The sequence below is a fragment of the Gimesia sp. genome (assembly GCF_048260065.1).
Classification (GTDB): Bacteria; Planctomycetota; Planctomycetia; order Planctomycetales; family Planctomycetaceae; genus Gimesia.
Genome location: NZ_JBLXHC010000011.1, coordinates 1 through 25,030 on the forward strand (window position 1 = coordinate 1; position 25,030 = coordinate 25,030).

Genomic DNA, 25,030 nt, shown 5'->3' on the forward strand with positions numbered 1-25,030 from the left:
TGAAGAAAGCAACGATGGCAGCTTCATTGGCGCACATCAAACGGGCCCGTTTCTCGATTTTACGGTGTTCATTTACGACGCAGACTGTGATACTATGCTTGTGAAGGTCGATGCCGGCATAAAACATGAGTGGTTCCTTTCTTTTGTGGAAACAAGGTTGAGAAAAACAATGTTTACCACGCGTTAAAGAATACCACCACCGGCTCGGCCTTCTTTCATAGTTTCACCCATTATTCTTTTTTTCGTGTGGTTTCGTGTTTTTCGTGGTCGTAAATCATAATGTATGACCCTGACTAAAATCGGGTGGCCTCGGATGCAATCCGAGGTTGTCGCAGACAACAGGAGGTTGTGCCAGTAACCTGCTGCGTCTGTGTTGAACTTGAGTTTCTGATCGATACTCGTGAATTGATCTCTACATGACAGGAAACCGAATCTGGTTTGAACGAGTGAGCTGCAACCTCCTGCTCGCTGCGCTCGGCCCGGATGTGCATCCGGGCTTACCCTGCCTGTTGGATGAACTTCACTCAGCTTTTCAGAAGCTGCATGATCGGTTTGGCGCCGTGGTCGGCGAGGGGGATCGGGCGGCCGATGTTGGACATGTTCTGCTGCTGGGGATCGAGGCCGAGGGCAGAGCAGATGGTCGCCATCAAATCGGGAACCGTGACCGGCTGATCGGTGACTTTCATGCCGTCTTCGCTGGTTTTGCCGATGACCTGACCGCCGCGTATGCCGCCTCCGCCGAGCACCGTGGTCCAGGCTGCGGGAAAATGATCGCGGCCCGTGTTCTGATTGATCTTCGGCGTACGACCGAATTCGCCCATCCAGATAATCAGCGTGGAATCCAACAGTCCCCGCTGTTCGAGGTCCGTCATCAGGGTTCCCCAGGCAGGGTCGAGGACTTCACTCAGACTTTTGACGGCTTCGAAGTTTTCCTGATGCGTATCCCAGCCGAACGCATTATTCCCCTGCACACCGTTGAGTGAGACTTCCACAAAGGGAACCCCCTGCTCAATCAGGCGACGGGCCAGCAGACAGCCCTGCCCGAAGCGATTGCGGCCGTAGGCATCGCGGAGTGCGGTCGGTTCTTTATCCAGCTGAAACGCCTCGATGGCTTTGGAGCGCATCATGCGGACCGCGGCGGCGTAGGCACTGCGATGACTGCTGGTCGGTGTGCCGGGATGCGTGGCGGCAAATTCGGTTTCCAGATCGTTCAGAATCGATAACCGCTCGTCGGCCTGCTTGCGGGTGATCCCGTTGGGCAGAGTCAGATTTTTGACCTTCAATGCGGCATCCACATTCGCATCATCGTTCTGGACGAATCCGGCGCCCTCGCCGACGACCAGCGGTGCGAACTGCGGTCCCAGGAAACCGGGGCCGTAGGCATTCGGGCTCAACGTTTTATTCGGAGCGATGCTGACGAAGTTAGGCAGATCGGCGTTTGTGTTGCCCAGTTCTTTACTCAACAGCGAACCCAGCGTCGGATAACTGAGAGGGCCGGACGGGAGATAACCGGTGCGCAGCAGATACGTCGCGCGGGTGTGGTCCCCTTCTTTGGTGCTCATCGAGCGAATGGGGGCCAGGTGCTTCATGACCTTTGCAAGTTGAGGCAGATGTTCGGAGATCTGCACGCCGGGCACGTCAGTGTCGATGGCTTTGAACGGGCCGCCATTTTCGTGCTGCGGTTTGAGATCGAAGGTATCGGTCTGACTGGGTCCGCCTGACATCCACAACAGAATGCAGCTACGTTTGCGCTGCAGGTTGTCGGCGGTTTCTGCGGCCAGACGTCTGAGCCAGCCCGACATACCTGTGCCGAGTACACCCATGGCAGAGAGCCGCAGGTAATCGCGACGGGAAATCCGGGGGCTCTGTCTGTCTAATCTGCCTCTCATCTGTGTGTCCTCCAGAGCGCATCACACTTTAGTATCGCATCGCTCGCATTATTATACTCGGTCCAACGGTCCCTGGAGACGTCGTAGTAAAACTGGACACAGTATATAGCGCTCTTTTCTTATTTTAGGGGATTTTTTGAAACAAATGCGAGACTTTTCCGGTAAGAATCATGAACCGTTGTCTGTTCCCGCCGGTCGCGGGCAGATTTTGTTTCAGTCGCTGTGATCCCTCTGATATGATACGGATCAGCGGCTGGTTTTATTTAACGGATTTCGTATTGGTGTCCGTTCTTCGACTTTTTATTTGCATGTCAGGCTTGAATTGATGGTGTGTGTTCCCCGATCCCGCGGCGTTGCGGCAGTTGCTCTGTTTGCGTTACTCCTTTGTGTTCCTGCTGTTAGAGCAGAAGAAACCGCTGACCTGCCTTATCATCAGCAGAAAAATGTGGTTTACGCGGAAGTGCATGGCGTAGGGCTGCTGCTGGATATCTTTACGCCCCGCTCCCAACCGAACGGGCTGGCCATTGTGGATGTGGCCTCGGGCGCGTATCACTCGGACCGGGGAAAAATCCGCGATCACAAGCGGGCACGGATGTTCGATATTTTCTGCAGTCGCGGCTATACGGTGTTCGCGATCCGACCCGGTTCGATCGCGAAATTTAACGGCCCGGAGATGCTGGAGAATGTCAATCGGGGGATTATCTGGGTCAAAGAACATGCCAGAGAGTACCAGGTCGACCCGGACCGACTGGCGCTGCTGGGTGCTTCGGCCGGCGGTCATCTGGCCTGCATGGCGGCAGTTTCCGCAGCGGATGCGAAAGCCAAAACGCGGGTGAAAGCGGTGGCCGTCTTTTTTCCCCCCACCGATCTGATGAACTACGGCGGCTTCAAAATTGACATCAGCGGCGACGATCAGCTGGCCCAATCCATCCGCCGCCTGATCACTCCGAAAGGATCAGAAACGATCGACGCCGACCGCCTGGACGAACTGCGAACCGCGTTCTCCCCGGCCCGCCTGGTGAAGCCCGGCCTGCCTCCGTTTCTGATCATTCATGGCACCGCGGATTTCATGGTGCCGATTCAACAGTCGCGGGTGATGGTCGCCGCCCTGCAGAAAGCGGAGGTGCCGGTGAAGTTCATCATCAAAGAAGGGGGCGGCCACCCCTGGCCCACGATTCACGAAGAAGTGGAACTGATGGCCGACTGGATTGACGGGCAGTTGAAGTAGGTTGGGTGGTCTGATCGTGTTTTTTCTACCACGAAAAGCACGAAATGACACGAAAGTAACTGGTTGGTGAGGTAACAACATTGGGTGGTCCCGAATGTAATTCGGGATTGTCGCAGACAACAGGAAACTGACAGAGAAAGTATTCGCATGATGGGTGTGATTTCGAATCAGGTTCCTGTTGGGTTCGGCTTTTCCTGAAATGAGCGCTTGCTCTGACAGTTTCCTGCTCGCTGCGCTCGGCCCGAATTTCATTCGGGCCTACCCTTTTTTACTATGATGGGACAGTTTTCAGATACTGTCGTTCCTACTGACAGATGTGATACGTGATAGATATCCGGAGCTGATGAATGACACTTCTGGTTAATGTTTTCAAGCGAGGTTCGAATGGAGAGATGCTGTTCATCCCAGTCGAACATCATAAAGAACTCGCAGGTTTTGAAAGCTGGAGGGAAACATTATATGGTTCTCCACAATCCATACAGTTGGGCTTACACCTGCTGTCAAAACTGAATCATGAAGATTTATACTGTGCTTCCCCAACGGATCTGGATCGTCTCCATACGGAATGCGATACTTTGCTCGCTCATCTTGATCAGTATCCACAAAATCCCGAGTCCATTACCTGTCGCATACAAAACATCATTGATGCCGTCGAACTTGCCAGAGAGTCTGAGGCGGAAGTCGTTATCTGGTGAGCGTAATCTACTGTCTCGTAAAGTATGATTGTGCTATTACTGCAAATAACTGTTGGACAGGATCAAATAAATGACGTGTGAGATTTCCTTTGAAGGTCGTTCTATCCAAATGAATCACAGACAGTTTTCAAATGTCATTCAATTCACGCTTGAATTAGCTGAGTCTGTTGCAAAGTCCGACGAAAAAGAACACGTCGTTCATATGTCTCAATTGCGTGATAAAGAATTCTGGCCCGGTCGAGGCATTCAGATTGAGAATGATTTCCCGAAAATCATTGAACGAAAGTTCTGGAGTAAAATGTTTTATGATACTGCTCGTGCGGTATACAATCGCGATGTTGGAAACCACGATCATTCCTATTGGCAAGCTCAGGCGATACACCAGATTTATTCGACTGGACAGCTTTTTGAGTATGCTGTGCAGCAGCAGGAACCAGGATGGTATGCAGACACTATGGACCGAGCTGAATTTAATAAGGTTGTAAACGGAAGTTAACAACATACTCTGTTTTTTAGCCTCAGGTTTGGCTTAAGGAGATTCATTGAAGACGATACAAGAGGTTCTCGAATGGATAGACTATGTCGAGCAAAATGCTCATCTGAGGCCACAGTTTTACGTGCAGGTTCCCATTGCATTAGAGGACCTTCTTTTAAATATCAACAACCTGAAATATATGATTATTGATGAAGAAGGTTTGTATGAAAGAGAAAGCTATTGCAAATTCTTACGAACTAAAGGGTATGGCGCCTACTGTTTCATTCAGAAAAATCAGCTTAACCAACAGGCAAATGATTCTGATGTTAGACAAGCTGACAAGGCAGACCTTGCAACAGAGTTCTGCGACTTCTGGCAGGATTATTTAGAGTGGAGATCAAATTTTAAATAACCTGATTTCCATTTTCAATTTAGTTGGGTTCGGCTATTCCTGAAATGATCGCTTGCTCTGACAGTTTCCTGCTCGCTGCGCTCGGCCCGAATTTTATTCGGGCCCACCCACTATTCTTTTTTCGTGTGGTTTCGTGGTAGTAAAAAAATATCAGGGAGACGCGGCTTTGCGTTGCAGGTTCAGCACCACATCCGCTTCGGGCAATTTGAATACATTTGGACGTGGTTTGCCGGTCCACTTTTTCTCTTTCCAGGCACCCACGACACAGGAAACTTTGAGTCGGTCGCCGTCCAGTTCATAGATTCCCAGAACATCACCTCCTTCCTTCTGGGCGGCGTGGGAGCGGTGGTCCCATCTTTTTGGCTTGGCTGTGGGATCAAGATCGAAGGTTCCCGACCAGAGTTCCTTGCCCTGCTGATCCAGTGCCGCGTAAGTCAGATCTTTGTGAAATACCAGTTGCGTTGCCTCTTTTGTCGCTCCTGCGGGTTCACTGGAAACGATCTTCCAGGTGCCGGCGAATTGCTGCAGCGCCTGTCTGACTTCCTGTCTGGGGGGCGCGGCTGCCGACTGTTCCTGTAAAGTCATCGTTGAAACACAAAGCAATAAAACGGCTGATGCATAATTCATATTCATTGGAATGTTCCTCTCGCTATTGAAGATGATGGAAAATCAGGGGACGCGTTTTCGTCGTGATTCAGTTCTACCGAGTCGTCTCAGCGCAGTCCCCCCGATGCCTGGATGATCTCGCCGGTCAGCCAGGCGGAATCGTCAGAGGCGAGAAAAGCGACCACGCGGGCAATGTCTGCTGGTGTGCCAATGCGGTTTAACGGAGTCATCGCGACCAGTTGTTTCTCGAAATCACTTTCACTGCCGTACAGGCCCGCTGCCTGCGTTCCCTCACTTAACGTCGCGCCCGGATTGACTGAATTGACCCGGATGTTGCAGGAGGCGAGTTCCTTCGAGAGTACCCCGGTTATCGCGTCGAGCGCGCTTTTGCTGGCGGAATAGATCGAAAAACCGGGGGGACACATTTTGGAAGCACCGGAGCCAATGTTAATGATGGTGCCCCCTTGAGAATCAAAGTACTGCAGCGACTCTCGGATGACTAACAGAGGACCAAGCACGTTGATATTGAATTCACGATGAAACTCTGTTTCAGTCAGTTCGCTCAATGGAGTCTCGCGATACACGCCGGCATTGTTTACCAGGATGTCGAGTCGACCAAAGGTTGAACAAACATCCTGGAATAAACGTACCACATCTGCTGCATTCGAAACATCTGCCTGCACCGCAACAGCTTGTCCGTTCTCCTGTTTGATTTGTTCTACCAGGGCTTCGGCACTCTGCCCATCGGTGGCATAATTCACAACCACAGCTGCACCTGAGGCAGCCAGTTCCCTGGCGATCCCCGCACCGATTCCCTTTGATGCCCCCGTGACTACCGCTACTTTTTTGTCCAGATTTAACATCGTATCTCCTCGTCTAAGTAATTGTGTTCGAGTGTCGCACTAATTCTTAGACGCAGTGAGGAGACCAGTGTGACAGTCGCCGCTTTATTTTCAGTTCAAACGTAACGCAGCGCGAATGCCCGGTTGCTCCAGTAGCTGTTGCAGCCAGTCGATTTGACTGGAAGGTTCCAGAAAGGGATGTGTGCGAAACAGGGCTGCATATTGCTGCTCCGTGGCGTCGTCCATTTTACGAATGGTATCGGAGGCCACTTCACTGATGCGCTGAACGTGTAATGGAACGAACAGTAAATGCTCGGGGTCGACGTGCCCCTCTTGGATGAAGCCCCTGGTTTTCTTCGGGCAGCGGCAGGGATTTCTCTCATTCACCAGACCACACTGGTTCTGCATGAACTGATATAAATCATTTCGGGCCCGTGACAGGCACTGCCGAAAATTGTCTGCCGACATCTCCATAATTTCACTCCCCACTTGATCGTTGGCTCCGAAGATTTCACCCAGAGTGAAGATCAGTCGTTGCCTGCGATCCAGACAGAGCAGCATTCCGGTTGTACACGCCACTTTCGCTTCTTCGACGAGCAGTGGCACATCCACGGGAACAGTCCTGGGATCTGGCAGATCCAGATCGGGAATGTCGTTAATCGCAGCGGCATAACTGGAAAATGTTTGCGGCTGAGCTTCTCCCCCGCGTCGTTTCATATTCAAAACGTGATTGACCGTGATGCGATAAAGCCAGGTGCGGAACTGACTGGTTCCCTGAAAAGTACTCAGCCTTGTGATGGCTTTGAGGAGGACTTCCTGCGTGACTTCTTCCGCATCGTGCGGGTGAAAAACCATCCGTATCGCGATGTTATATATCCAGGCCTGATGCCGGAGAACCAGCTTTTCGAGTGCACTGCGATCACCATTTTGGGCCTGATCAACCAGTTCGATATCCTGCTGATCATCGTCAACGATTTCGGTAAAGGGATTGTACATCAGGGGTTTGGGCATTTCGTCTCTCACTGATTGGAATGAACCTTTGGGTATTCTCTCCCTTTGACACATTCTGATACAGACTGTGACAGTCAGGCCAGTATTTTTTTAAAGAAACTTGCAGGGACCTGCTTCGTCTGTGCTGAACTTGAGTTTCTGATTGAAACTCGTGAATTGATTTCTACATGATCGGAAATCGAAGCTGGATTGGTTGAGTGAACTGCGACCTCCTGCTCGCTGCGCTCGGCCCGAATTTTATTCGGGTCCACCCATTATTCTTTTTTCGTGTGGTTTCGTGTTTTTCGTGGTAGTAAACAAAAGACACGAACACCGGGTGGCCTCGGATGCAATCCGAGGTTGTCGAAGACAACAGGAGGTTGCGATAGAATCCTGCTGCGTCTGTGTTGAAGCTGAGTTTCTGATTGAATCTCCGAAATGGATTTCTACATGATCGGAAATCGAATCTGGTTTGGTTGAGTGAGCTGCAACCTCCTGCTCGCTCCGCTCGGCCCGGATGTGCATCCGGGCTTACCCTTTTCTTTCGGTGGGTAGAGCGTTTCATATTCACTGTCGGGCAAGCCGACAGTGCCACCCGGGGGGTTGATTATGACACTCGTGGTGCTGATCACCGGTTGCTGATTTTCAGCTGGGCGGGCTGGGGGCTTTCCTTAAGATTCTCTCTGTGCCTGTGCGCGTTTTCTGATGCTGCGCGGGCCGCTGGCGGGAATACCTGGTTTGAGGGGAGAATCGGTCATGGGTTACCTATTGGAAAATGCTTTCTGTGGATTCTGGTTGCTGGTGGAGGGGGTGTTGTCTGTCATCCTGAGTGCGTCTGATCTTCGCGAACGGCGCGGCGGTGTCAACAGGGGTCAGAAGAAAACGGGGTGGCGATACTTGCTGACAGGGTCCCGATGTGAAGCGGTACGGGGGTGGTGCCGAGACGATGCTCGGCGATGTGTGGCGACCCGCAGGCATACAGGGGTCACCGGTGTAGAGAGTGCAGGTGAAGAACTGGAAAAAACGTCCGGTTTTCGCGTGAACCTCCGGAAGTGGTTCGCGCTGTTTCAGTGCACTGTAAACTGGTCACGCGCGCGACTCAGAACAGCGCTTATCGCTGTTGGCGCGGCGGGGTCAAGTACAAAGTGTGCAGAGACTCCGAGCGAGCAGTGCTCGGATGATTGTTATGCTAACCAATGGCGACGATTAGAAGCGGAGCGTGGTCTGCACGTAGAACTGGGTAGCGGTGTTGCGGGGTGGAATGTTAGTGCCTACAAAATCGCCGTACCAGAACCAGGAGTAACCGGCCTGGATGTTGAAGTTCGGGTTGAAGGTGTAGGTTCCGATCAGGTCGAATTCCTGTCCGATGTCGCGGCTGCCTCCCAGCGTACCGACGGGAGCACCGGCGACGTTGTAGAGATAGTCGTTGGTGGTGGCTTTTTCGAACCAGTGAAAGGCACCGACCAGTCCGACTTTTTTAGCGGGCTTGGCGTTCAGCTGCATACTCCAGTCATACAGGTTCTGACCGGACAGGTTATCGATGATCCCCCAGTACGCGTGTCCCAACGGGTAAAGGGTGTTGAAGGTATTGTTGGTGCTGCCGTTCGGATTGTGGTTACCGGAACCGTAATAGAACAGACCGCTCAAGCGGGGCGACCAGGGCAATGTGGTCCAGGTGTGACCGAGGACCGAGGTGAAGAAGCCGGCGGAGACGCGTTTGCCGTCATCGTTTCCGAACTGGTAGGCACCTTCGGTTTCGAAATCCCAGATGCGGGTGACTTTGCAGCAGTCGTCCTGAACTTCCCGGAGGGTTTTGAAACGACCGCCGGTTGTGTGCCGGGAACCATCGGGGCGATTGGGGGTGTTGGTTTCATCGCGCAACCAGAGGTAATACAGGTCGAGCAGTTCAGGACCGCCGTCCGACAGGATGGTGGCATAGATCCCGCTGAAGGTCACCGAGGTATCGGGTTTGTCTCTGCCGTTGTCGAACTGGCTCAAAGGCTGATTTCCGCCGCCGGTGTTCACAGGGTTGGTGATGAAGGCGTCGATGTGAACGGTTTCGGTATGGTGGAAATATTTAAACCCTTCAAAATTACGACGGGTGTTCGACCAGTCGAGTGGCGAGATCAGGTGCTGCGAACCGTAGAGCATTTCCTGTCGACCATAACGGAACCAGCCGGGTGCGCCGTTCCATTCGTGCAGCTTGACATCGACGAATGCGTTCTGAACATTCCAGCGGTTGATATCAATGGGCGTGGGAGGCAGATCGTTATCGAAAATGGAGGCATCGATGCCTTCAAAGTAAACGCGGGCGTAATCGCCGAGCTGGAAATCGAAGTACTGACGCCAGCGCCAGAGATTGTAATCGGTATTAACGGGTCCGCCTGGTCGCAGACGATTCTGTTCGTGCATCCAGCGATGACGCAGTTCGCCACCGACGGAAAGCGTGTAAGGCGAACAGTCATCGCCAAGCGGTATCTCCTTGAAGCGTTCCCCCAGCAGGTAAGGATGATCGGGATTGCTGAGGTAGGAGCCGAAGGTGTTATCGAAAAAGAGGCCTTTATATGGATCCGCGGGAGGTTTCACCGGCGCAGGATCATCGAAAATAATTTCATCTTCGGTCTCTTCTGGATTCAGGGAGCCTTCCGGTTGCGGATTCTGTTCTTCTTCAATCGAACCCGTTCCCGGCTGGAATACTTCCGCGACAGTTGTGAGTTCTGGTTCGACGCCGTCATATTCGGCCTGGGCCGCTGGTGCAGGAGGAACGGGAGCAAGTTCTGTTTCCGCGCGAAGCTGCGACCCGGCGAGGGCGGATGAAGCGACCACACTTAAAGATAAAATCACGCGAAGACGCATCTTGCATTCCTTGCTGTTTTTGTCTGGCGATAGAAAGTGCTATCCCGTTTGTCCGTTCGCGAAAACAAACTTTGAATTGATGACTGGCATGCGTCGCACCCTGATCCTGGATGATCGCGCAGTTTGGGTCTCCCTGCTCACAATCGGTCTGCCAGGTGTAATCGAACCATCCCGTTCAGTCAGATTTGCAGTAATAAACAGAACTTAGAAACCAATAAGGGTTAATTTAGCCAGAATCCAACCATCCAGCATAAGCAGCAAAATCAGTACAACTCCCCATTCCAGCCAACAGTGAGAAGCAACCCGGACGGTGATTCCACTCAGATAAACTGGTGAAAAGGTAACAGCAGACAGGTAGAATTATGAGCGACACAAGCCGTGTAGCGCGGCGACTACCATTGGACACCCAGCATGAGCGAATTGAGCCCGCTGCCGATGCCGAGCAGAGCGATGCGATCGCGTTCGTGGAGGATCTGATTTTCGATGCCGAGGGCCCAGGCCATGGGGAGTGCAGCGGCGCCGGTGTTGCCCAGCGTTTCGACGGTGGGATAGTCGAGACCGGAATCGAGGCCGAGTTGATCGAGCAGGAGTTTGCGATGTGCTTTACCGACCTGGTGGGTGAAGACACGGTTGACGTCTTCATTTTTCCAGCCGAGCGTGGTTCTGGTCTGTTCCCAGGTGGGAACAGCGAGGTTGACGCCGGCCACGAGCAGAGATTCGGAATCGGTCTGCATGCGGGGACGGTGATCGCCGTGCTTTTGGGCTTCGACACCGCCGGCGCAGAGTTCGTGGCTGGAGGTATCGGTCTGAAAGTGACCGCCGAGCAGACGATGTCCGGTCTGGCTAAGTCGTTTATCGCAAAGGAGAATCGCAGCGGAGCCACTGCCGATGGTCAGAGATGCAAAGTCGTTTTTAATGGATTTGCGGGTCAGGGTGTCGTCGTGCAGCAGATCGTGAATGGTGCCTTCAACGAGGTCGCGCCCGACTTCGGTGCCGACGACGATTCCGGCCTGGATCTGTCCCATTTCGATCATGTTGGCGATGAAGACCATGCCGTTGAGCAGACCGAGACAGGCATTACTGATGTCGAGGACGAGTGCAGAATTGGGAAGGTTGGCGGCATGATGCACGCCGCTGGCAGTCGCAGGTTCAAGCTGATCGCGGCAGACGGAGCCATGAATGAGGGCGCCGATGTACTTACGGTCGAGCTGACATTGATCGAGGAGTTTGTTGACGGTCTGGGCACTGATGGTACCGGGGAGTGTTCCGGGATCGAAAAAGCGGCGTTCCTGGATGCCGGTCATCAGTTCCAGTCGACCTGCAGGCAGACCGAGTCGATCATAAACGGGTGCCAGCTGCGCTTCGATTTCGTCGGATGTGACGATGTGGGGGGGCAGAGTACAGCAGACAGCTTCGACGCAAACATGCTCATAACGCATAAGCGGTAATAAATTCCCATTCCAACAGGATGATTAAACAGACGACATAACCGGGCACAAAAGTCAGAACTTCTGCGCGCAGAAAGAACGTCCTATTGAATTGGATCTGGGAATGAAACTCAACCTAAGCGCTGAGAAATCTTAGACCTGAGCAGCACTTTGTTTGCGAGGTGATGAATTCAGAGCATCGACGAGGGTTTCAATCTCGCTCAATTTCTCTGTGCGAGTGCGAACGTATTCCGTCGTCGGTTCTTCGACTCGCAATTTTTCAGCACTGCGTACATAGCGCAAACCTGACAACAGGAGGTCCAGTTGCTTATCCGTAATATTTATTGTTGTGATATCAGTCATAGGTAAACGAAAACTCTCTCGAGGTGATCCGGAGAATTCAGTCCACAACAACCTCCTGCTGCTGTTACTGACATAATTTTAGTCAATCACCAACCTAAATTTCAACCAGTAATTACAAAAACACATCCTGTCTGGTTTTTTCTAATCATCGACACATCAAAGAAGTTTGCTTTGAAAGCTTTTCCGGTGCTGTTGAATCCCTTACAGCCGGCCTGATTGAATCGATCGATACGCTTGAATTTAACTAAACACTCTTACAGATTAAATGGCTCGCAAATTGCCTTCCTGGAAGGAATCGGCCATGGCGAGCGGAATTTCGGCTTCGGCAAGGACCACTTTGGCCTGATTTTCCTGGGTCGTGGCGATCATTTCCTGTTCGGAGGCAACCGCTTCAGCCCGTCTTTCTTCTGCCAGGGCCTGAGCAATACGCATGTCCGCTTCGGCCTGATCGACGCGGAGACGAGCCCCGATGTTCTCGCCGACATCAATATCAGCAATATCAATGGAGACAATCGAAAACGCCGTCTGGGTATCCAGACCACGGTCCAGCACATTGCGGGCAATCACAGACGGATTCGCCAGAACTTCTTTATGGCTTTCGCAGGAACCGATGGCGGAGACAATTCCTTCGCCCACACGGGCAATAATGGTCTCTTCGGTGGCTCCCCCGACCAGCTGACTTAAGTTCGTTCGCACGGTGACACGGGCACGCGCCTTGAGTTGTATCCCATCCTTGGCAACGCCGTCCAGTGTGGGCCGACCACTTTTCTTGGGATCGGGACAATCAATGACTTTAGGGTCTACGCTGGTTTCGACGGCGGAGATGATGTTTCGTCCCGCCAGATCGATGGCGGCTGCAGTATCCCAGTCCAGATCAATGCGGGCACGGTGGGCGACAATCAGAGCATGAACGACGCGGTGTACATTCCCGCCTGCCAGATAATGGGCTTCAAATGCCTGGGTGGGAATGTCGGTCAGTCCGGCCTGCACCGCCATGATTTTCGTATCGACGATGACCGATGGTTTGACTTTTCGGAGAGACATGAAGACCAAAGCGAACGGACCAATTCTGGCACGGGAGCTGAATGCCTGGATCCATAATTTGAAATAACGGGCAAACAACGCCACGAAGACGATGCCCAGTAAAATTCCAACTCCAACGACGGCAAAAAATACAACTGGCCAGAGATCTTCCATTGTCTGCATAACTCCCTTGTTAGTATTTATTTCTGAGACAGCGGCCTCTGAAATATCATAACTGTCTGAAGGTCAAAACAAAAAGTATTTTTCAACAGCTTTTTGCATTTTTCGCATTAGTTCACACCAGAAAACGAAAACGAGCGGGAATTGGATCATTCTGTTTTTCAAAACAGTCTGGTTCAATCGATTGGAAATCGCTTTTCTGATCTTTATTCTGTTTTAAATAAACCATGTTTTTAAATTCCGTTGTTACCGGAACTGCGGATATTCGAATAGAACAGACTTCAAAAAACAGGAAAAACTTATGCCCATCGAAGCCAAGATCCAAGAACTGAATCTGGAACTTCCCGCAGCACCGAAACCGGGTGGGATTTATAATCCCGTGGTTCAGGTTGATGATATGCTGTATGTTTCCGGACACGGTCCCATCAAACTGGACGGCAGCATGCACACGGGACGCGTGGGCGACGATTTGACCGAAGAACAGGGCGTTGAAGCAGCGCGCGCCGTCGCTCTGACCATGCTGGCAACTTTGAAACAATATCTCGGCGATTTGAATCGGATCGATCGGTTCGTCAAAGTGCTGGGCATGGTGAATGCGGCTCCCGATTTCAAACGGCATCCACAGGTCATCAACGGTTTCAGTGATCTGCTCGTGCAGATCTTCGGCGAGAATGGTCGTGCGGCCCGTAGTGCGGTCGGCATGGGTTCTCTGCCAGGCAATATCACCGTCGAAGTGGAAGCGATTGTCCTGCTCAAAAAGAAAGAGCAGACCGTTCTCTAAGAGCACTCAGATACGAACTCTGAGCAGCAGGCAGAGGCTTTTTCTCGAAAACTGGTAATGTGAACAGTTCAATCGGGCTGATTCATCTTTCCGGATCGGGGAATTCCTAGTAAAACCCGTTATTCGCATGGTTTTGCGCTATCGGACCAGGGAATTGGTGCCTGCTGTATTGAGAAAGGATTCTCGGTGTGCCAAACGTTGATTTAATGATATTCGGAGGAGGTATCGCCGGCCTGTGGACAATGCACGAAGCCAGTCGACGGGGATACAGGTGCCTGCTGCTGGAAGCGTTCGCATTGGGCAGCGGGCAGACCGTCGCTTCACAGGGGATCATTCACGGGGGATTGAAATACACGCTGCAGGGCATGATGACCGGCTCCGCCCGCCGCATCCGTGAAATGCCGTCGATCTGGAGAAAATCACTGGCAGGCGAACAGCTGCCCGATTTGTCTCAAACCGAAATCCGTTCGAACAACTGCTATCTGTGGCGTACCGAATCGCTGTCTTCGCGTCTGGGAATGTTTGGCGCGAAGATGGGGCTGCAGGTGGTACCGAAAAATCTCGCTCCTGATGAAGTGCCCGACATCCTCTCTGGCTGTCCTGGTTCCATCGGACGAATGGACGAACAGGTGATTTCGCCTTACAGCCTGATCCAGAATATGGCGGATGCATTTCCCGAACAGATCTTCCGGTATGATCCGACGAATCTGAAATTCCTCCACGACAAAAACGGCACATTGAGCGCCGTTCAGATTCACGATCCGGACGGAACGCCGATCACCATTCAGACTGCGGCGGTCTTACTGACTGCAGGCAGCGGAAACGAAACACTGCTCAAGCTGGCAAACCCTGCTGCTACCGTACAGCAGAAAAGTGTCATGCAGAAGCGGCCCCTGCATATGGCTCTGGTCAGAGGAACATTGCCTCCTTTCAATGGTCATTGTGTGGATGGTGCGAAAACCAGAGTAACTATCACGTCAGACATCGACTGCCAGGGGCGCACGGTGTGGCAGATTGGTGGCCAGGTGGCAGAAACTGGCGTGAGTATGAATCGGCGCGAGTTGATCGAACATGCCGCCCGCGAGCTGTCGGCTTCAGTTCCCGGAATCGAATTGAACGGCCTGGAATGGAACTCTTACACGGTGGACCGAGCGGAAGGGGCCACGAAATCGGGTCATCGACCGGAAACGCCTCAGATCCTGCAGGATGGAAATCTGCTCACAGCGTGGCCCACCAAACTGGCGCTGGCACCACAGCTGGCGGAAGAAATCTGTGAGCGGCTCTCCGAGATTCATGTGGCTCCGACTCCGCTGGATGATTCCTGGAAGTCAGAGCTCAAGCGACTGCCTCGTCCCCAGGTGGCGCTGCCTCCGTGGGAAACAGCGGTCGACTGGGTCAGGCTTGATGAACAGTTTAGTCAACGAGAGGCGGCCTGATCTCTTTCAGGTTGAACTTCGAACATGCAATATCGTCCACTTGGAAATACCGGCTTTTCCGTCAGTGCACTCGGTTTTGGTGCGTTTAAAATTGGTCGCAACGAACAGATCAAGTACAGTCAGACTTATGATCTCCCGGATGATCAAACCACAGATCGCCTGTTGAATTCCGTGCTGGACCTGGGCATCAATCATATTGATACTGCGCCCGCCTATGGCATCAGCGAAGAACGTGTTGGCCAGTTTCTGTCACATCGTCGCAGCGAATTTCTACTGTCGACCAAAATCGGTGAGACGTTTGAAAATGGTGCCTCGTCTTACGACTTCTCACATAAAAGTCTGAAAGCGAGTCTGGAACGCAGTCTGAAACGTCTGCAGACCGATGTGCTGGATGTGGTGCTGATTCATTCGAACTGCTGTGAAGCTGAGATTTTGAACCACAGTGATGCCATCGAAACATTGCAGGCAGCGAAACAGGCGGGACAGATTCGCTGGATTGGTCTGTCTGCCAAAACACTTTCCGGTGCGATGTCGGCACTCGACTGGGCGGATGTGCTGATGGTGGAATATCATCTGCAGGACCGCAGTCATGAAGCACTTCTGACTCAGGCTGCAAAAAAGGGTGTGGGAGTCTTCGTGAAAAAAGGGCTCGCCTCAGGTCAGCTCTCTCCCGCCGAGGCCATCCCGTTTGTGCTGCGCAACCCGGGTGTCAGTAATCTGGTGGTGGGGGGCCTGAATCTCAAGCATATCCAGACCAACTGGCAGACCGCCTGCGACACCTCGATTGCGCCGGCTGCCTGATTCGAAACGCGTTCGATTTCTTTAAACAGCAGCGTTTATTGTAAGAAACATAAGTATTTCCTGCGCGGCCATTCTTCGCTGAAAAGCGGGTTTCAGCAGTGTACATCCCCTTTTCAACAGTGTCTGTCGGCTTGGCTTTCGAGGTGGTTCGGACTATAAAGGAGTAAAGCATCATCAATGTTTATCACGATCTTTACTGAACCCCTTTTGAGTCCCGCACTATGGCGCCCAAAGTCGGCTTGTTTATCCCCTGTTATATTGATCAACTGTACCCGCAGGTAGGCATTTCGACCCTGAAAGTCTTAGAACATTTCGGGGTGGAAGTGGAATATCCGGAAAGCCAGACCTGTTGTGGTCAACCCATGGCGAATACCGGCTGTACGAATGAAGTCGCGCCGCTGGCAAAACGCTTTCTGGAAATCTTCAAAAAGTATGACGCAGTGGTCTGTCCCTCAGGCAGTTGTGTCTCGATGGTGACGCATCACTATGATGAATACTTCTCGTATAACCCCGAGTATGAAGAACTCAAAGCGAAAACATATGAGTTCTGCGATTACCTGACGAGCGTCCTGGGAATCAAATCTCTGCCGGGCAAGTTTCCTCACAAGGTTGGTCTGCATCAGAGTTGTCATGGACTGCGTGAACTGCGACTGGCCAGCTCCAGTGAAATCATGGGGCCTCCGTTCGGCAATGTTCGTGAGCTGCTGCAAAGCATTGAGGGGGTGGAACTGTCTGAGCTGCAGCGGCCCGATGAATGTTGTGGCTTTGGTGGAACATTCGCCGTCGCGGAAGAAGCGGTCTCCTGCATGATGGGTGAAGATCGCGTGCACGATCACGAAGAGTCTGGTACGGAAGTTCTGACAGCCCTGGATATGTCCTGCCTGATGCACCTGGATGGAATTATCCGCCGACAGAAGAAACCGATTCGAGTCATGCATATCTCTGAAATTTTAGTTGAGTGTTTGTAAGATGCCTTCACATCCAAAACTAGCTGCGGAATTCGTTAAGAATAAAGATCGTGCACACTGGCACGATCAGTCGCTGTGGTTCGTCCGTTCCAAACGAGACAAAGCAGCACAACAGATACCGGAATGGGAACTGCTCCGCGAACAGGCATCGAAAATCAAGATGTATACGGTTTCGCATCTGCCTGATCTGCTGGAAGAATTCGAGCGCAATGCCACCGCCCGCGGGATTCAGGTGCACTGGGCCCGCAATGCCACCGAACATAATGAGATCGTCCATGGTCTGTTGAAAAAGCATAATGTGACGCGCGTGGTGAAGAGTAAATCCATGCTCACGGAAGAGTGTCATCTCAATCCTTACCTGGAACGCCACGGAATTGAAATCATCGATACGGACCTGGGCGAGCGGATTGTGCAGATGCAGAACAAGCCCCCCAGTCACATCGTGATGCCCGCCATTCATATCAAAAAAGAAGAGATCGGCGAACTGTTTCACGAACAGCTGGGAACGGAAAAAGGAGCAACGGACCCGCAATATCTGGCGGAAGCAGCACGCCAGCATTTACGACAGAAATTCATTGAAGCAGAAGCCGGAATTACAGGAGTGAATTTCGCGATTGCCGAGACCGGGGGCTTTGTCGTCTGTACTAATGAAGGGAACGCCGACCTGGGAACATCGCTCAACAAACTGCACATTGCCTGTATGGGGATCGAGAAGCTGATTCCCCGCGCGGGAGATCTGAGCGTGTTCCTGCGACTGCTGGCCCGTTCGGCGACCGGGCAACCGATCACCACATATTCCTCTCACTTTCATGGACCGGCACCCGGGGCAGAAATGCATATCGTGCTGCTGGATAACGGGCGGAGCGAAATTGCCGGCAGCGATGAATTTCGTCGTTCGTTGAACTGCATTCGCTGTGCCGCCTGTATGAATACCTGCCCCGTGTATCGACGCAGTGGCGGTTACAGTTACAGCAACACGGTGCCCGGCCCCATCGGTTCCATTCTGGGACCGGCCAAAGATCCGAAAGCAAACTCCACCCTGCCCTTCGCCTGCAGTCTGTGTGGTTCCTGCAGCGATGTCTGCCCGGTAAAAATCGATCTGCATCATCAGCTGCTGACCTGGCGAAAAGAGATTCGCATCAAAGGCTTTTTACCGTTCTCAAAACGAGTCTCGATGAAGATGATGTCCTGGCTGATGCAGGCACCGTCCCTGTATCGATTCGTGGGGAAAATGGCCCGTTCGATTGTGCCTTATCTGCCTCGCTTCATGCTCTACAACCGCCTGAACGACTGGGGCAAACAGAGAGAACTTCCCATCATACCCAAGCAGAGTTTCCGCGAGTGGATGAAGCAGAACCATGACGACAAGTAAAAACGACATCCTGAATAAGCTGCACAGTCAATCGATTCCTCAAACCGAGTTACCCGACCTGCAGTCGATTGAACTCTCCTCGCAGTGGATCCGCTATGAAGACCCGGCAGAGCAGTTCGCTGAGACACTCTCTGGTGTAGGCGGGCTCTGTTTCCGCGTCAAAAATGTGGATGAAGTCAATCAGCGCCTGACGGAGATCGCCGCATACCAGGAAGCCTCAAAAATCTGTTCGCAGATCGAAGGCTGTGGACAGGCGAATGTCAGTATCCCCGAGATCACCGACCCGCATGACTTTGAAGACATCGATTTCGCAATTTTGCCGGGGAAGTTTGCCGTCGCGGAAAATGGCGCCGTCTGGATCGCCAATGACGGGGGACCGGCACGAACCCTTTATTTTCTGTCACAACATGTGGCGCTTGTGGTTCCCGCCAGTGAGATTGTCCATCACATGCATCAGGCTTACCAGAGGCTGGGATTTGCTGAAAACGGCTTTGGAACTTTTATGTCCGGGCCTTCCAAAACAGCGGATATTGAACAGTCCCTGGTGATTGGTGCGCACGGTGCCCGTTCGCTGACGGTCTTTCTGGTCGAAGACGCTTTTTGAATTCACTGATCCGCTGATCAGATTTTGTCAGATTTTCTGTAACTTTCCCGGGTTCAAACAGGTACACTAAGCAGTACCCAGACTGTATCTGATTAATCTGACTTAATTCTTCTATCCGTTTTTCCATACCGGAGGTCCTCCGTGGCGACGCTGATTTCCAAATCCTTTGTGCAACGTGTAACGCTGACGCTCTGTTTTCTCTCGCTCGGTTCTCTGGTGCTGGCTCAAACCGATACTGAACCACGGGCTGAGAAAGTCGACTGGAATAAGCCGATTGCTGTTGCGTCGATCGCCAGCATTGACCGGGTTCTGGATGACATCGATTATACCTTTGCCACAATCAACAAGCCCGAATATCCGGCAATGATCAAAGGGTTTCTGGCACAGTATCGCAACCTGGAAGGCCTGGATAAAACAAAGCCACTGGGAGCATTCGTATTTCTGAACGAAGGCATTTCACCGCAGCCTGTCGTCGTGGGGTTCATTCCGGTGAAAAGTCTGGACGAGCTGACACAGACTCTGGGCGAAGTCGGCTTCCTGCTGAATCCGGTTGAAGGCAAAGAAGATCGCTACACGCTGGCGTTACCAATGTTCACTCTGCATCTCAAGATGGCCCATGGTTACGCATTTCTGCACATCAAAAGCGAAGCACTGGAGAAAGACTTTTACAATCCCGATGAGTTCACCAGCGCCCTTGCCAAAGAGTACGACATTGCCGGGTCGCTGTTTCTGAGTAATGTCCCCCAGCCGATGCGGATGATGGCCGTTGATCTGGTCAGTGCCCGTGTGGATGAACAGCTGCCACAAAAGCCGGGCGAAGACGATTTAAAATACAAGGCTCGAAAAGAAACAAGCTTGATGATGCTGAAGCAGTTTGAACGCGTCGCCCAGGATGGCGAACAACTGACGATTGGTTATAACCTGTCGAAAGAGAACAAGAACATTCAAATTCACCTGGGAGTGAAAGCCCAGCCAGGTACACCACTGGGCAAAGAATTTGAACAGTTGTCGAAATCATCCAGTGAGTATTCTTATCTCGACGAAAATTCGTCAGACTACTTAGGCTATGCAATACTCCCGTTGCGAAAAGATATTGAACAAAAAGCACTGATTGAACTACTGGAAAAATCAAAATCTGATGTACCTCCTGTCCTGCTGGGTGATGAGGTGAATCCGGGCCCGGTAGCAAAAATGCTTAAATCTGCCAAAGCAACCATTGAAGCAGGAAAGATGGATGCTCAAATTCAGATGCTGCAAACCTCTAAAGGCAAGCCTGCACTCATCGCTTCAATGAAAATATCAGAAGGCGAAACATTTAAACAAGGGCAGCAGGAATTGTTTGACTTATTAGAGCCTAATGAACCAAGCCCTAAATTTGAATCAAATGTCGCTGAAATCGATGGGGTAACAATACACAGTGTCACGCCTTCATCTCCTGGGCAACAAGCAAAAGACCTGTTTGGCGATAACCCCATGGTTTATATCGGATCAAATTCCGAAGAATTATGGCTGACAATTGGAGAAACTGAGTCTTTAGAGCAATTAAAAAAGGCTATTTCGCTTAACAAGACTCAATCCAAACTGAGAAAGCCTGGTCATCTCTTTCTGGTATCGATCAAGTTTATTCCTCTTATCGCCATGATTGAGGAAAGTGCCAAAGACCCCGAATTTGTTGAATCTGCGAAAGTGGCCTTCGCTTCCGGTGGCGATCTGATGACCATTTATCCTAAAATCACGGCCGATCAAGCCAGCCTGAACCTGGAATTCGGTGAAGGATTCATCAGGCTGATTTCTTTAGCCATTGTCAACCGCAAGTAGCCTGATTTCAGATTCACCTCAACGATGAGGCTTCCTGATTCTGAAACAGGCCCTGGAATAATTCACCCGCTATGCCTGAACCAGAAACTGAAGTACTCCCCTATCTGACAGAAGGTTTACCGGGAACCGGCGGTGAATTAAAGCAGACGCCTGAAGACTTTATTGTGGAGGAGATTCCGGTTTACGCACCTTCGGGTGCAGGCGACCACCTGTTTCTCTGGGTGGAAAAACGGGACGTCTCGGCACAGTTTCTGGTGAAGGTTCTGTCAGAACAGTTGAACGTCGATTCTCGCGAAATTGGCGTAGCGGGTCTGAAAGATCGCTGTGCCATCACACGACAAATGGTCTCTGTTCCCGCCGAATGCGAACCACTGCTGGAAAGTTTTTCTTTTGAAGGAATTCAAATTCTGCAGGCGACCCGACACGAACGAAAACTGAAAACGGGGCATCTCAAAGGGAACCGTTTTACGCTCTTGTTGAAAGGGACTGTGGAGAATGCGTTCGTCAATGCGACTGCGATCCTGGAAAAAATCAAAGAGACCGGCTTTCCGAATTACTACGGTACACAGCGGATGGGCCGGGATAATGAAACGCTGCGGATGGGAATGAAGCTCCTGAAAAATGAGAAGGTTTCTCCCAAATACTTTCGGAACAAATCATTAAAGCGGCTGGCTTTGTCGGCGGCGCAGTCCAACCTGTTTAACCGGGTGCTGTCACAACGGGTCTCAAATCATAGTCTGCATACCGTTCAGATGGGCGATGTCATGCAGGTCACTGAATCAGGGGGTCTGTTTGTCGTTGAGGATGTCGCTGCGGAGCAACAGCGGTTTGATCAACGGGAGACCGTCATCACCGGGCCGATTTTCGGTCCCAAAATGAAACAACCCACCGACGATGTACTGGAAACGGAGACTGCCATCCTGCAGGAGTTCTCCCTGGAACCTGCCTGTTTTTCACGTTTCAAAAAACTGACTCCGGGTGCCCGCCGACCATTCCTGATCTGGCCTGAAGATCTTAAAATCAGTCAGACAGAGGACGGCATCCAGTTTGATTTTACTTTGCCTTCCGGCGTGTATGCGACTATGCTGCTCAGAGAATTTATGAAGAACGAGACGGCTGTCATGTCACCGGGCGACTCGTTATGAAAGGAAGCTGCTGTGAAAGTTCTGATTGATCAGGGACAGATAAATTCGCGCGTGATTGAGCTGGGACGGGAACTTGCCCAGGAATATCAGAATCGCCCCTTAACTATCATCGGCATTCTGGCAGGCAGCCTGGTGCTGCTGGCTGATCTGATCCGGGCGATTGATGTACCTCACCAGGTAGGCGTTCTGCAGGCCTCCAGTTATCGAGGGAAATCAACCACGCCAGGTGAACTGCATGTGAACCTGGATTATCTGCCCGACCTGTCAGACCGCGATGTTCTGCTGGTCGATGATATTTTTGATACCGGCAAAACCATGCAGACCGTGCTGGCACAGATTCAGGACCAGAATCCGCGGTCACTGAAGTCAGCCGTCCTGCTCTGGAAAGAAGAAGCAACGCAGGTTGAACTGGAACCCGACTACCACTGCTTTAAAATTCCCGATCATTTCGTGGTCGGCTATGGCCTGGACTTCAACAACGAATATCGGCATTTGCCTTTCATTGCATCACTGGAAGGCTCGGATCTTGCTTAACGTCAATTTGTAGAACGCACACAACCCGCGTGCGTTCTACAGAATTCACGAACGATTACACATCCAGGTTCTTCACGTCGAGTGCATGTTTCTCGATGAACTCACGACGTGGTTCCACGATATCTCCCATCAACACGCGGAAGATTTCGTCAGCAGCGGCGGCATCTTCCATCCCAACCTGTAACAGAACCCGTTTTTCAGGATCCATGCTGGTATCCCAGAGTTCTTCCGAGTTCATTTCGCCCAGACCTTTGAAGCGGGTCAGTTTGAGACCTTTTTCACCGATGTCTCGCAGTGATGGCAGAAGCTGTCTGAGATTACTCAGCTTGATGGCATGGCTACCGCTGTTGATGCAAAACGGATAGATCGGTTCGCCGTTACGGTTTCCGGGAGAATAGAAATCTTTCAGATGGATTCCGTAACCTTTGAGCTTCTGCAACAGATCGTTGATCGTGCGGATTTCATGCAGATCGGTCACCTGCAGGGCACCTGTTTCTGCGAATTCATCTTCGTCTTCTTCGCTGCTTTCCGCTGTTTCGGCCTGGCCGTTGTCATCGGCAATCTGCAGTTCATCGCCGCGTTTGGTTTCTTCTTCTTTCAGGAACTTTGCCATCTCTTCCTGTGATGTGAACCAGAACTGCTGTTTGCCCAGGAAGATTCGATATTGAGGTAACAGACCTTCTTCGGTCGCAAAATTTAAAGCGACAAATTTCAGGTCGATGCCGCGACGATCCAGTGTTCCCAGTGGTTCTTCGAGATCAGAAACCAGGTCCACCAGTTTTTCCAGCATTTCGCCTTCAAAGATCGTCCCGTCTTCATGCTGCAGATTGGAATCGGAGAGAGCCAGTTCAACCAGCTCGTTCATCATTTCATCCTGCGTCTGCACGTAGCGGATTTTTTTGCCCTGGGTCACACGATACAACGGTGGTTGTGCAACATAGACACAGCCATTGTTAACCAGTTCCCGCATGTGACGGAAGAAGAAAGTCAACAGCAGCGTACGAATGTGGCTGCCATCGACGTCAGCATCGGTCATCAGAATGATCTTGCCGTAGCGACGTTTAGTCACGTCGTCAAAGGCTGCTCCGGGAGGAACGCCTACCGCTTTAAAGATGTTGGAAATTTCCGCGTTATCCAGAACTTTGACCAGCTGTGCCTTTTCCACATTCAGGATCTTACCACGCAGTGGAAGAATCGCCTGGATATTAGAATCGCGTCCGGTGTCTGCCGAACCGCCGGCAGAATCCCCTTCGACCAGGTAGAGTTCGGTAATGTCGAGTTCGCGGCTGCGGCAGTCGCGCAGTTTCTCGGGCAGCCCCCCTGTCGTGAGGGCTCCTTTGCGGCGGACCATTTCGCGGGCCTTTTTGGCTGCTTCGCGGGCTTCCGCTGCTAGCAGACCTTTGAGTGAAATCTTCTTCGCGACACCCGGATTCTCTTCGAAGAACTTCGTCAGTTTTTCGTTGACGACGGTCTGAACTATGCCTTCGACTTCGCTGTTTCCGAGTTTGGTTTTGGTCTGACCTTCGAACTGTGGATCAGGCACACGGACCGTAATCACTGCGGTCAGGCCTTCACGGAAATCGTCGCCGCTGGGCGTGAAATCCTTGAAGAGGTTGGCTTTTTTGCCGTACGCATTGATCGTACGGGTTAACGCACCGCGGAAGCCTGAGAAATGGGTACCGCCTTCAATGTTGAAAATATTATTGGCAAAGCAGCGTACATTTTCGGTGGAACCATCGTTGTGCTGCACTGAAATATCGACCTGCACTCCTTCGAGTTCACCCTGGATGTGAATGATTTCTTCGTAGAGCACATTCTCAGTTCGGTTCAGGTGACGTACAAACTCCACGAGTCCTTCTTCGTAATGGAATTCATCCGACTGGCCGGAACGTTCATCAGAGATGCGAATCCGCACGCCGGCATTCAGGAACGCGAGCTCCTGGAGTCGCTTGGTCAGCGTGTCGTAGACAAATTTGGTATCCGGGAAGATGGTACCGTCTGGCTTGAAGGTGATTTTAGTCCCACTTTTGTCGGTCTTGCCGAGTTTCTTGAGTGGAGTCTTTAGAATGCCCTGGTGGAAATCCATCGTCCAGACGTGTCCTTCGCGACGGACTTCGGCTTCCAGCCATTCGCTCAACGCGTTGACTGCGGTAATCCCGACGCCGTGCAGACCACCGGTTCCGGTTTTGTAGCCCCCTTCCCGGTCGAATTTTCCACCCGCGTGGATCTCGGTCAAAACCACTTCCAGAGCGGGCCTGTTATTCATGTCGGGCATGACGCCTACGGGAATTCCGCGACCGTCATCGCTACAGGTCACGCTGCCATCCGCGTTAATTTTAACGTTGATAATCGAAGCATAATTGTTCACGCATTCGTCGATCGAGTTATCGACGACTTCGTAGACCAGATGGTGCAGACCCCGGAGCGTGGTATCCCCGATATACATGGCCGGTCGAGTACGAATCCCTTCGACACCTTCCAGGGCACGAATATTGGATTCATCGTATCCCGATTTTTTCAATTCTGTCTGACTCTCTTCTTGATCACTCACGCTTTATCACTCCCGTGAATTTGTTTTCTGCTTC

Annotated in this window: 21 protein-coding genes; 13 read left to right on the top strand and 8 right to left on the bottom strand. The window is 51.8% G+C overall.

Annotated elements, in window-relative coordinates:
* Positions 1-524 precede the first annotated feature (524 nt).
* Positions 525-1,889, bottom strand: coding sequence for a DUF1501 domain-containing protein (locus tag ACN0YN_RS19515; RefSeq protein ID WP_417386686.1), 1,365 nt, complete (start codon positions 1,887-1,889; stop codon positions 525-527).
* A gap of 325 nt (positions 1,890-2,214) precedes the next feature.
* On the opposite strand from ACN0YN_RS19515, the gene ACN0YN_RS19520 reads away from it, so the two are divergent.
* The 4 genes from ACN0YN_RS19520 to ACN0YN_RS19535 all read left to right on the top strand — a co-directional run bounded on the left by ACN0YN_RS19520 (position 2,215) and on the right by ACN0YN_RS19535 (position 4,699).
* Positions 2,215-3,117: an alpha/beta hydrolase fold domain-containing protein gene (locus tag ACN0YN_RS19520; protein ID WP_417386687.1), complete on the top strand. Its 903-nt coding sequence runs from the start codon at positions 2,215-2,217 to the stop codon at positions 3,115-3,117.
* A 347-nt stretch (positions 3,118-3,464) separates the two neighbouring features.
* Entirely contained in the window at positions 3,465-3,812 is a 348-nt protein-coding gene (locus ACN0YN_RS19525) for a hypothetical protein (RefSeq protein WP_417386688.1), read from the top strand.
* Positions 3,813-3,882: 70 nt separating this feature from the next.
* On the top strand, positions 3,883-4,308 hold the full coding sequence (locus tag ACN0YN_RS19530; protein ID WP_417386689.1) for a hypothetical protein: 426 nt from the start codon (positions 3,883-3,885) through the stop codon (positions 4,306-4,308).
* Between the two features lie 46 nt (positions 4,309-4,354).
* Complete coding sequence (locus ACN0YN_RS19535; RefSeq protein WP_417386690.1) at positions 4,355-4,699, top strand: hypothetical protein; 345 nt, start codon at positions 4,355-4,357, stop codon at positions 4,697-4,699.
* 150 nt (positions 4,700-4,849) lie between these two features.
* Here ACN0YN_RS19535 and ACN0YN_RS19540 read toward each other — a convergent pair whose 3' ends face one another.
* The 6 genes from ACN0YN_RS19540 to floA all read right to left on the bottom strand — a co-directional run bounded on the left by ACN0YN_RS19540 (position 4,850) and on the right by floA (position 12,989).
* On the bottom strand, positions 4,850-5,332 hold the full coding sequence (locus ACN0YN_RS19540) for a TIGR03067 domain-containing protein (protein WP_417386691.1): 483 nt from the start codon (positions 5,330-5,332) through the stop codon (positions 4,850-4,852).
* Positions 5,333-5,412: 80 nt separating this feature from the next.
* Positions 5,413-6,168 (bottom strand): SDR family NAD(P)-dependent oxidoreductase, encoded by a 756-nt coding sequence (locus tag ACN0YN_RS19545; protein ID WP_417386692.1) that lies wholly within the window; start codon positions 6,166-6,168, stop codon positions 5,413-5,415.
* Between the two features lie 90 nt (positions 6,169-6,258).
* Positions 6,259-7,158 (bottom strand): RNA polymerase sigma factor, encoded by a 900-nt coding sequence (locus ACN0YN_RS19550; protein WP_417386693.1) that lies wholly within the window; start codon positions 7,156-7,158, stop codon positions 6,259-6,261.
* A 1,185-nt stretch (positions 7,159-8,343) separates the two neighbouring features.
* A complete protein-coding gene (locus tag ACN0YN_RS19555) occupies positions 8,344-9,993 on the bottom strand; it encodes an alginate export family protein (RefSeq protein ID WP_417386694.1) in 1,650 nt (549 codons plus the stop codon).
* A 392-nt stretch (positions 9,994-10,385) separates the two neighbouring features.
* Complete coding sequence (locus ACN0YN_RS19560) at positions 10,386-11,432, bottom strand: 3-oxoacyl-ACP synthase III (RefSeq protein ID WP_417386695.1); 1,047 nt, start codon at positions 11,430-11,432, stop codon at positions 10,386-10,388.
* A 612-nt stretch (positions 11,433-12,044) separates the two neighbouring features.
* Positions 12,045-12,989, bottom strand: coding sequence for a flotillin-like protein FloA (floA, locus tag ACN0YN_RS19565; protein WP_417386696.1), 945 nt, complete (start codon positions 12,987-12,989; stop codon positions 12,045-12,047).
* A 298-nt stretch (positions 12,990-13,287) separates the two neighbouring features.
* Between floA and ACN0YN_RS19570 the strand changes: the two genes are divergently transcribed.
* The 9 genes from ACN0YN_RS19570 to hpt all read left to right on the top strand — a co-directional run bounded on the left by ACN0YN_RS19570 (position 13,288) and on the right by hpt (position 22,445).
* Positions 13,288-13,767 carry a RidA family protein gene (locus tag ACN0YN_RS19570; protein ID WP_417386697.1) on the top strand — a complete coding sequence of 160 codons (480 nt, stop codon included), beginning with the start codon at positions 13,288-13,290 and terminating at the stop codon, positions 13,765-13,767.
* 188 nt (positions 13,768-13,955) lie between these two features.
* Positions 13,956-15,203: an FAD-dependent oxidoreductase gene (locus ACN0YN_RS19575; RefSeq protein WP_417386698.1), complete on the top strand. Its 1,248-nt coding sequence runs from the start codon at positions 13,956-13,958 to the stop codon at positions 15,201-15,203.
* Positions 15,204-15,227: 24 nt separating this feature from the next.
* Complete coding sequence (locus ACN0YN_RS19580; RefSeq protein ID WP_417386699.1) at positions 15,228-16,004, top strand: aldo/keto reductase; 777 nt, start codon at positions 15,228-15,230, stop codon at positions 16,002-16,004.
* Between the two features lie 221 nt (positions 16,005-16,225).
* Complete coding sequence (locus ACN0YN_RS19585; RefSeq protein WP_417386700.1) at positions 16,226-16,972, top strand: (Fe-S)-binding protein; 747 nt, start codon at positions 16,226-16,228, stop codon at positions 16,970-16,972.
* A 1-nt stretch (position 16,973) separates the two neighbouring features.
* Entirely contained in the window at positions 16,974-18,344 is a 1,371-nt protein-coding gene (locus ACN0YN_RS19590; RefSeq protein WP_417386701.1) for a lactate utilization protein B, read from the top strand.
* Positions 18,331-18,948, top strand: coding sequence for a LutC/YkgG family protein (locus ACN0YN_RS19595; RefSeq protein ID WP_417386702.1), 618 nt, complete (start codon positions 18,331-18,333; stop codon positions 18,946-18,948). Before ACN0YN_RS19590 ends, ACN0YN_RS19595 begins: the two co-directional genes overlap by 14 nt.
* A 141-nt stretch (positions 18,949-19,089) precedes the next feature.
* Positions 19,090-20,766: a hypothetical protein gene (locus ACN0YN_RS19600; RefSeq protein WP_417386703.1), complete on the top strand. Its 1,677-nt coding sequence runs from the start codon at positions 19,090-19,092 to the stop codon at positions 20,764-20,766.
* A 71-nt stretch (positions 20,767-20,837) separates the two neighbouring features.
* Entirely contained in the window at positions 20,838-21,911 is a 1,074-nt protein-coding gene (gene truD / locus ACN0YN_RS19605) for a tRNA pseudouridine(13) synthase TruD (RefSeq protein WP_417386704.1), read from the top strand.
* A 12-nt stretch (positions 21,912-21,923) separates the two neighbouring features.
* Positions 21,924-22,445, top strand: coding sequence for a hypoxanthine phosphoribosyltransferase (hpt, locus tag ACN0YN_RS19610; RefSeq protein WP_417386705.1), 522 nt, complete (start codon positions 21,924-21,926; stop codon positions 22,443-22,445).
* Between the two features lie 55 nt (positions 22,446-22,500).
* Here hpt and ACN0YN_RS19615 read toward each other — a convergent pair whose 3' ends face one another.
* A complete protein-coding gene (locus ACN0YN_RS19615; protein ID WP_417386706.1) occupies positions 22,501-24,996 on the bottom strand; it encodes a DNA gyrase subunit B in 2,496 nt (831 codons plus the stop codon).
* Between the last annotated feature and the right edge of the window lie 34 nt (positions 24,997-25,030).

Bases quoted from the DNA above. Each gene is read 5' to 3' on its own strand.
- ACN0YN_RS19570 (WP_417386697.1), top strand. From the start codon at position 13,288: ATGCCCATCGAAGCCAAGATCCAAGAACTGAATCTGGAACTTCCCGCA.
- ACN0YN_RS19525 (WP_417386688.1), top strand. From the start codon at position 3,465: ATGACACTTCTGGTTAATGTTTTCAAGCGAGGTTCGAATGGAGAGATG.
- ACN0YN_RS19530 (WP_417386689.1), top strand. From the start codon at position 3,883: ATGACGTGTGAGATTTCCTTTGAAGGTCGTTCTATCCAAATGAATCAC.
- ACN0YN_RS19585 (WP_417386700.1), top strand. From the start codon at position 16,226: ATGGCGCCCAAAGTCGGCTTGTTTATCCCCTGTTATATTGATCAACTG.
- ACN0YN_RS19595 (WP_417386702.1), top strand. From the start codon at position 18,331: ATGACGACAAGTAAAAACGACATCCTGAATAAGCTGCACAGTCAATCG.
- ACN0YN_RS19540 (WP_417386691.1), bottom strand. From the start codon at position 5,332: ATGAATATGAATTATGCATCAGCCGTTTTATTGCTTTGTGTTTCAACG.
- ACN0YN_RS19560 (WP_417386695.1), bottom strand. From the start codon at position 11,432: ATGCGTTATGAGCATGTTTGCGTCGAAGCTGTCTGCTGTACTCTGCCC.
- truD (WP_417386704.1), top strand. From the start codon at position 20,838: ATGCCTGAACCAGAAACTGAAGTACTCCCCTATCTGACAGAAGGTTTA.
- ACN0YN_RS19555 (WP_417386694.1), bottom strand. From the start codon at position 9,993: ATGCGTCTTCGCGTGATTTTATCTTTAAGTGTGGTCGCTTCATCCGCC.
- ACN0YN_RS19520 (WP_417386687.1), top strand. From the start codon at position 2,215: ATGGTGTGTGTTCCCCGATCCCGCGGCGTTGCGGCAGTTGCTCTGTTT.
- ACN0YN_RS19550 (WP_417386693.1), bottom strand. From the start codon at position 7,158: ATGCCCAAACCCCTGATGTACAATCCCTTTACCGAAATCGTTGACGAT.
- ACN0YN_RS19590 (WP_417386701.1), top strand. From the start codon at position 16,974: ATGCCTTCACATCCAAAACTAGCTGCGGAATTCGTTAAGAATAAAGAT.
- ACN0YN_RS19515 (WP_417386686.1), bottom strand. From the start codon at position 1,889: ATGAGAGGCAGATTAGACAGACAGAGCCCCCGGATTTCCCGTCGCGAT.
- ACN0YN_RS19545 (WP_417386692.1), bottom strand. From the start codon at position 6,168: ATGTTAAATCTGGACAAAAAAGTAGCGGTAGTCACGGGGGCATCAAAG.
- ACN0YN_RS19580 (WP_417386699.1), top strand. From the start codon at position 15,228: ATGCAATATCGTCCACTTGGAAATACCGGCTTTTCCGTCAGTGCACTC.
- floA (WP_417386696.1), bottom strand. From the start codon at position 12,989: ATGCAGACAATGGAAGATCTCTGGCCAGTTGTATTTTTTGCCGTCGTT.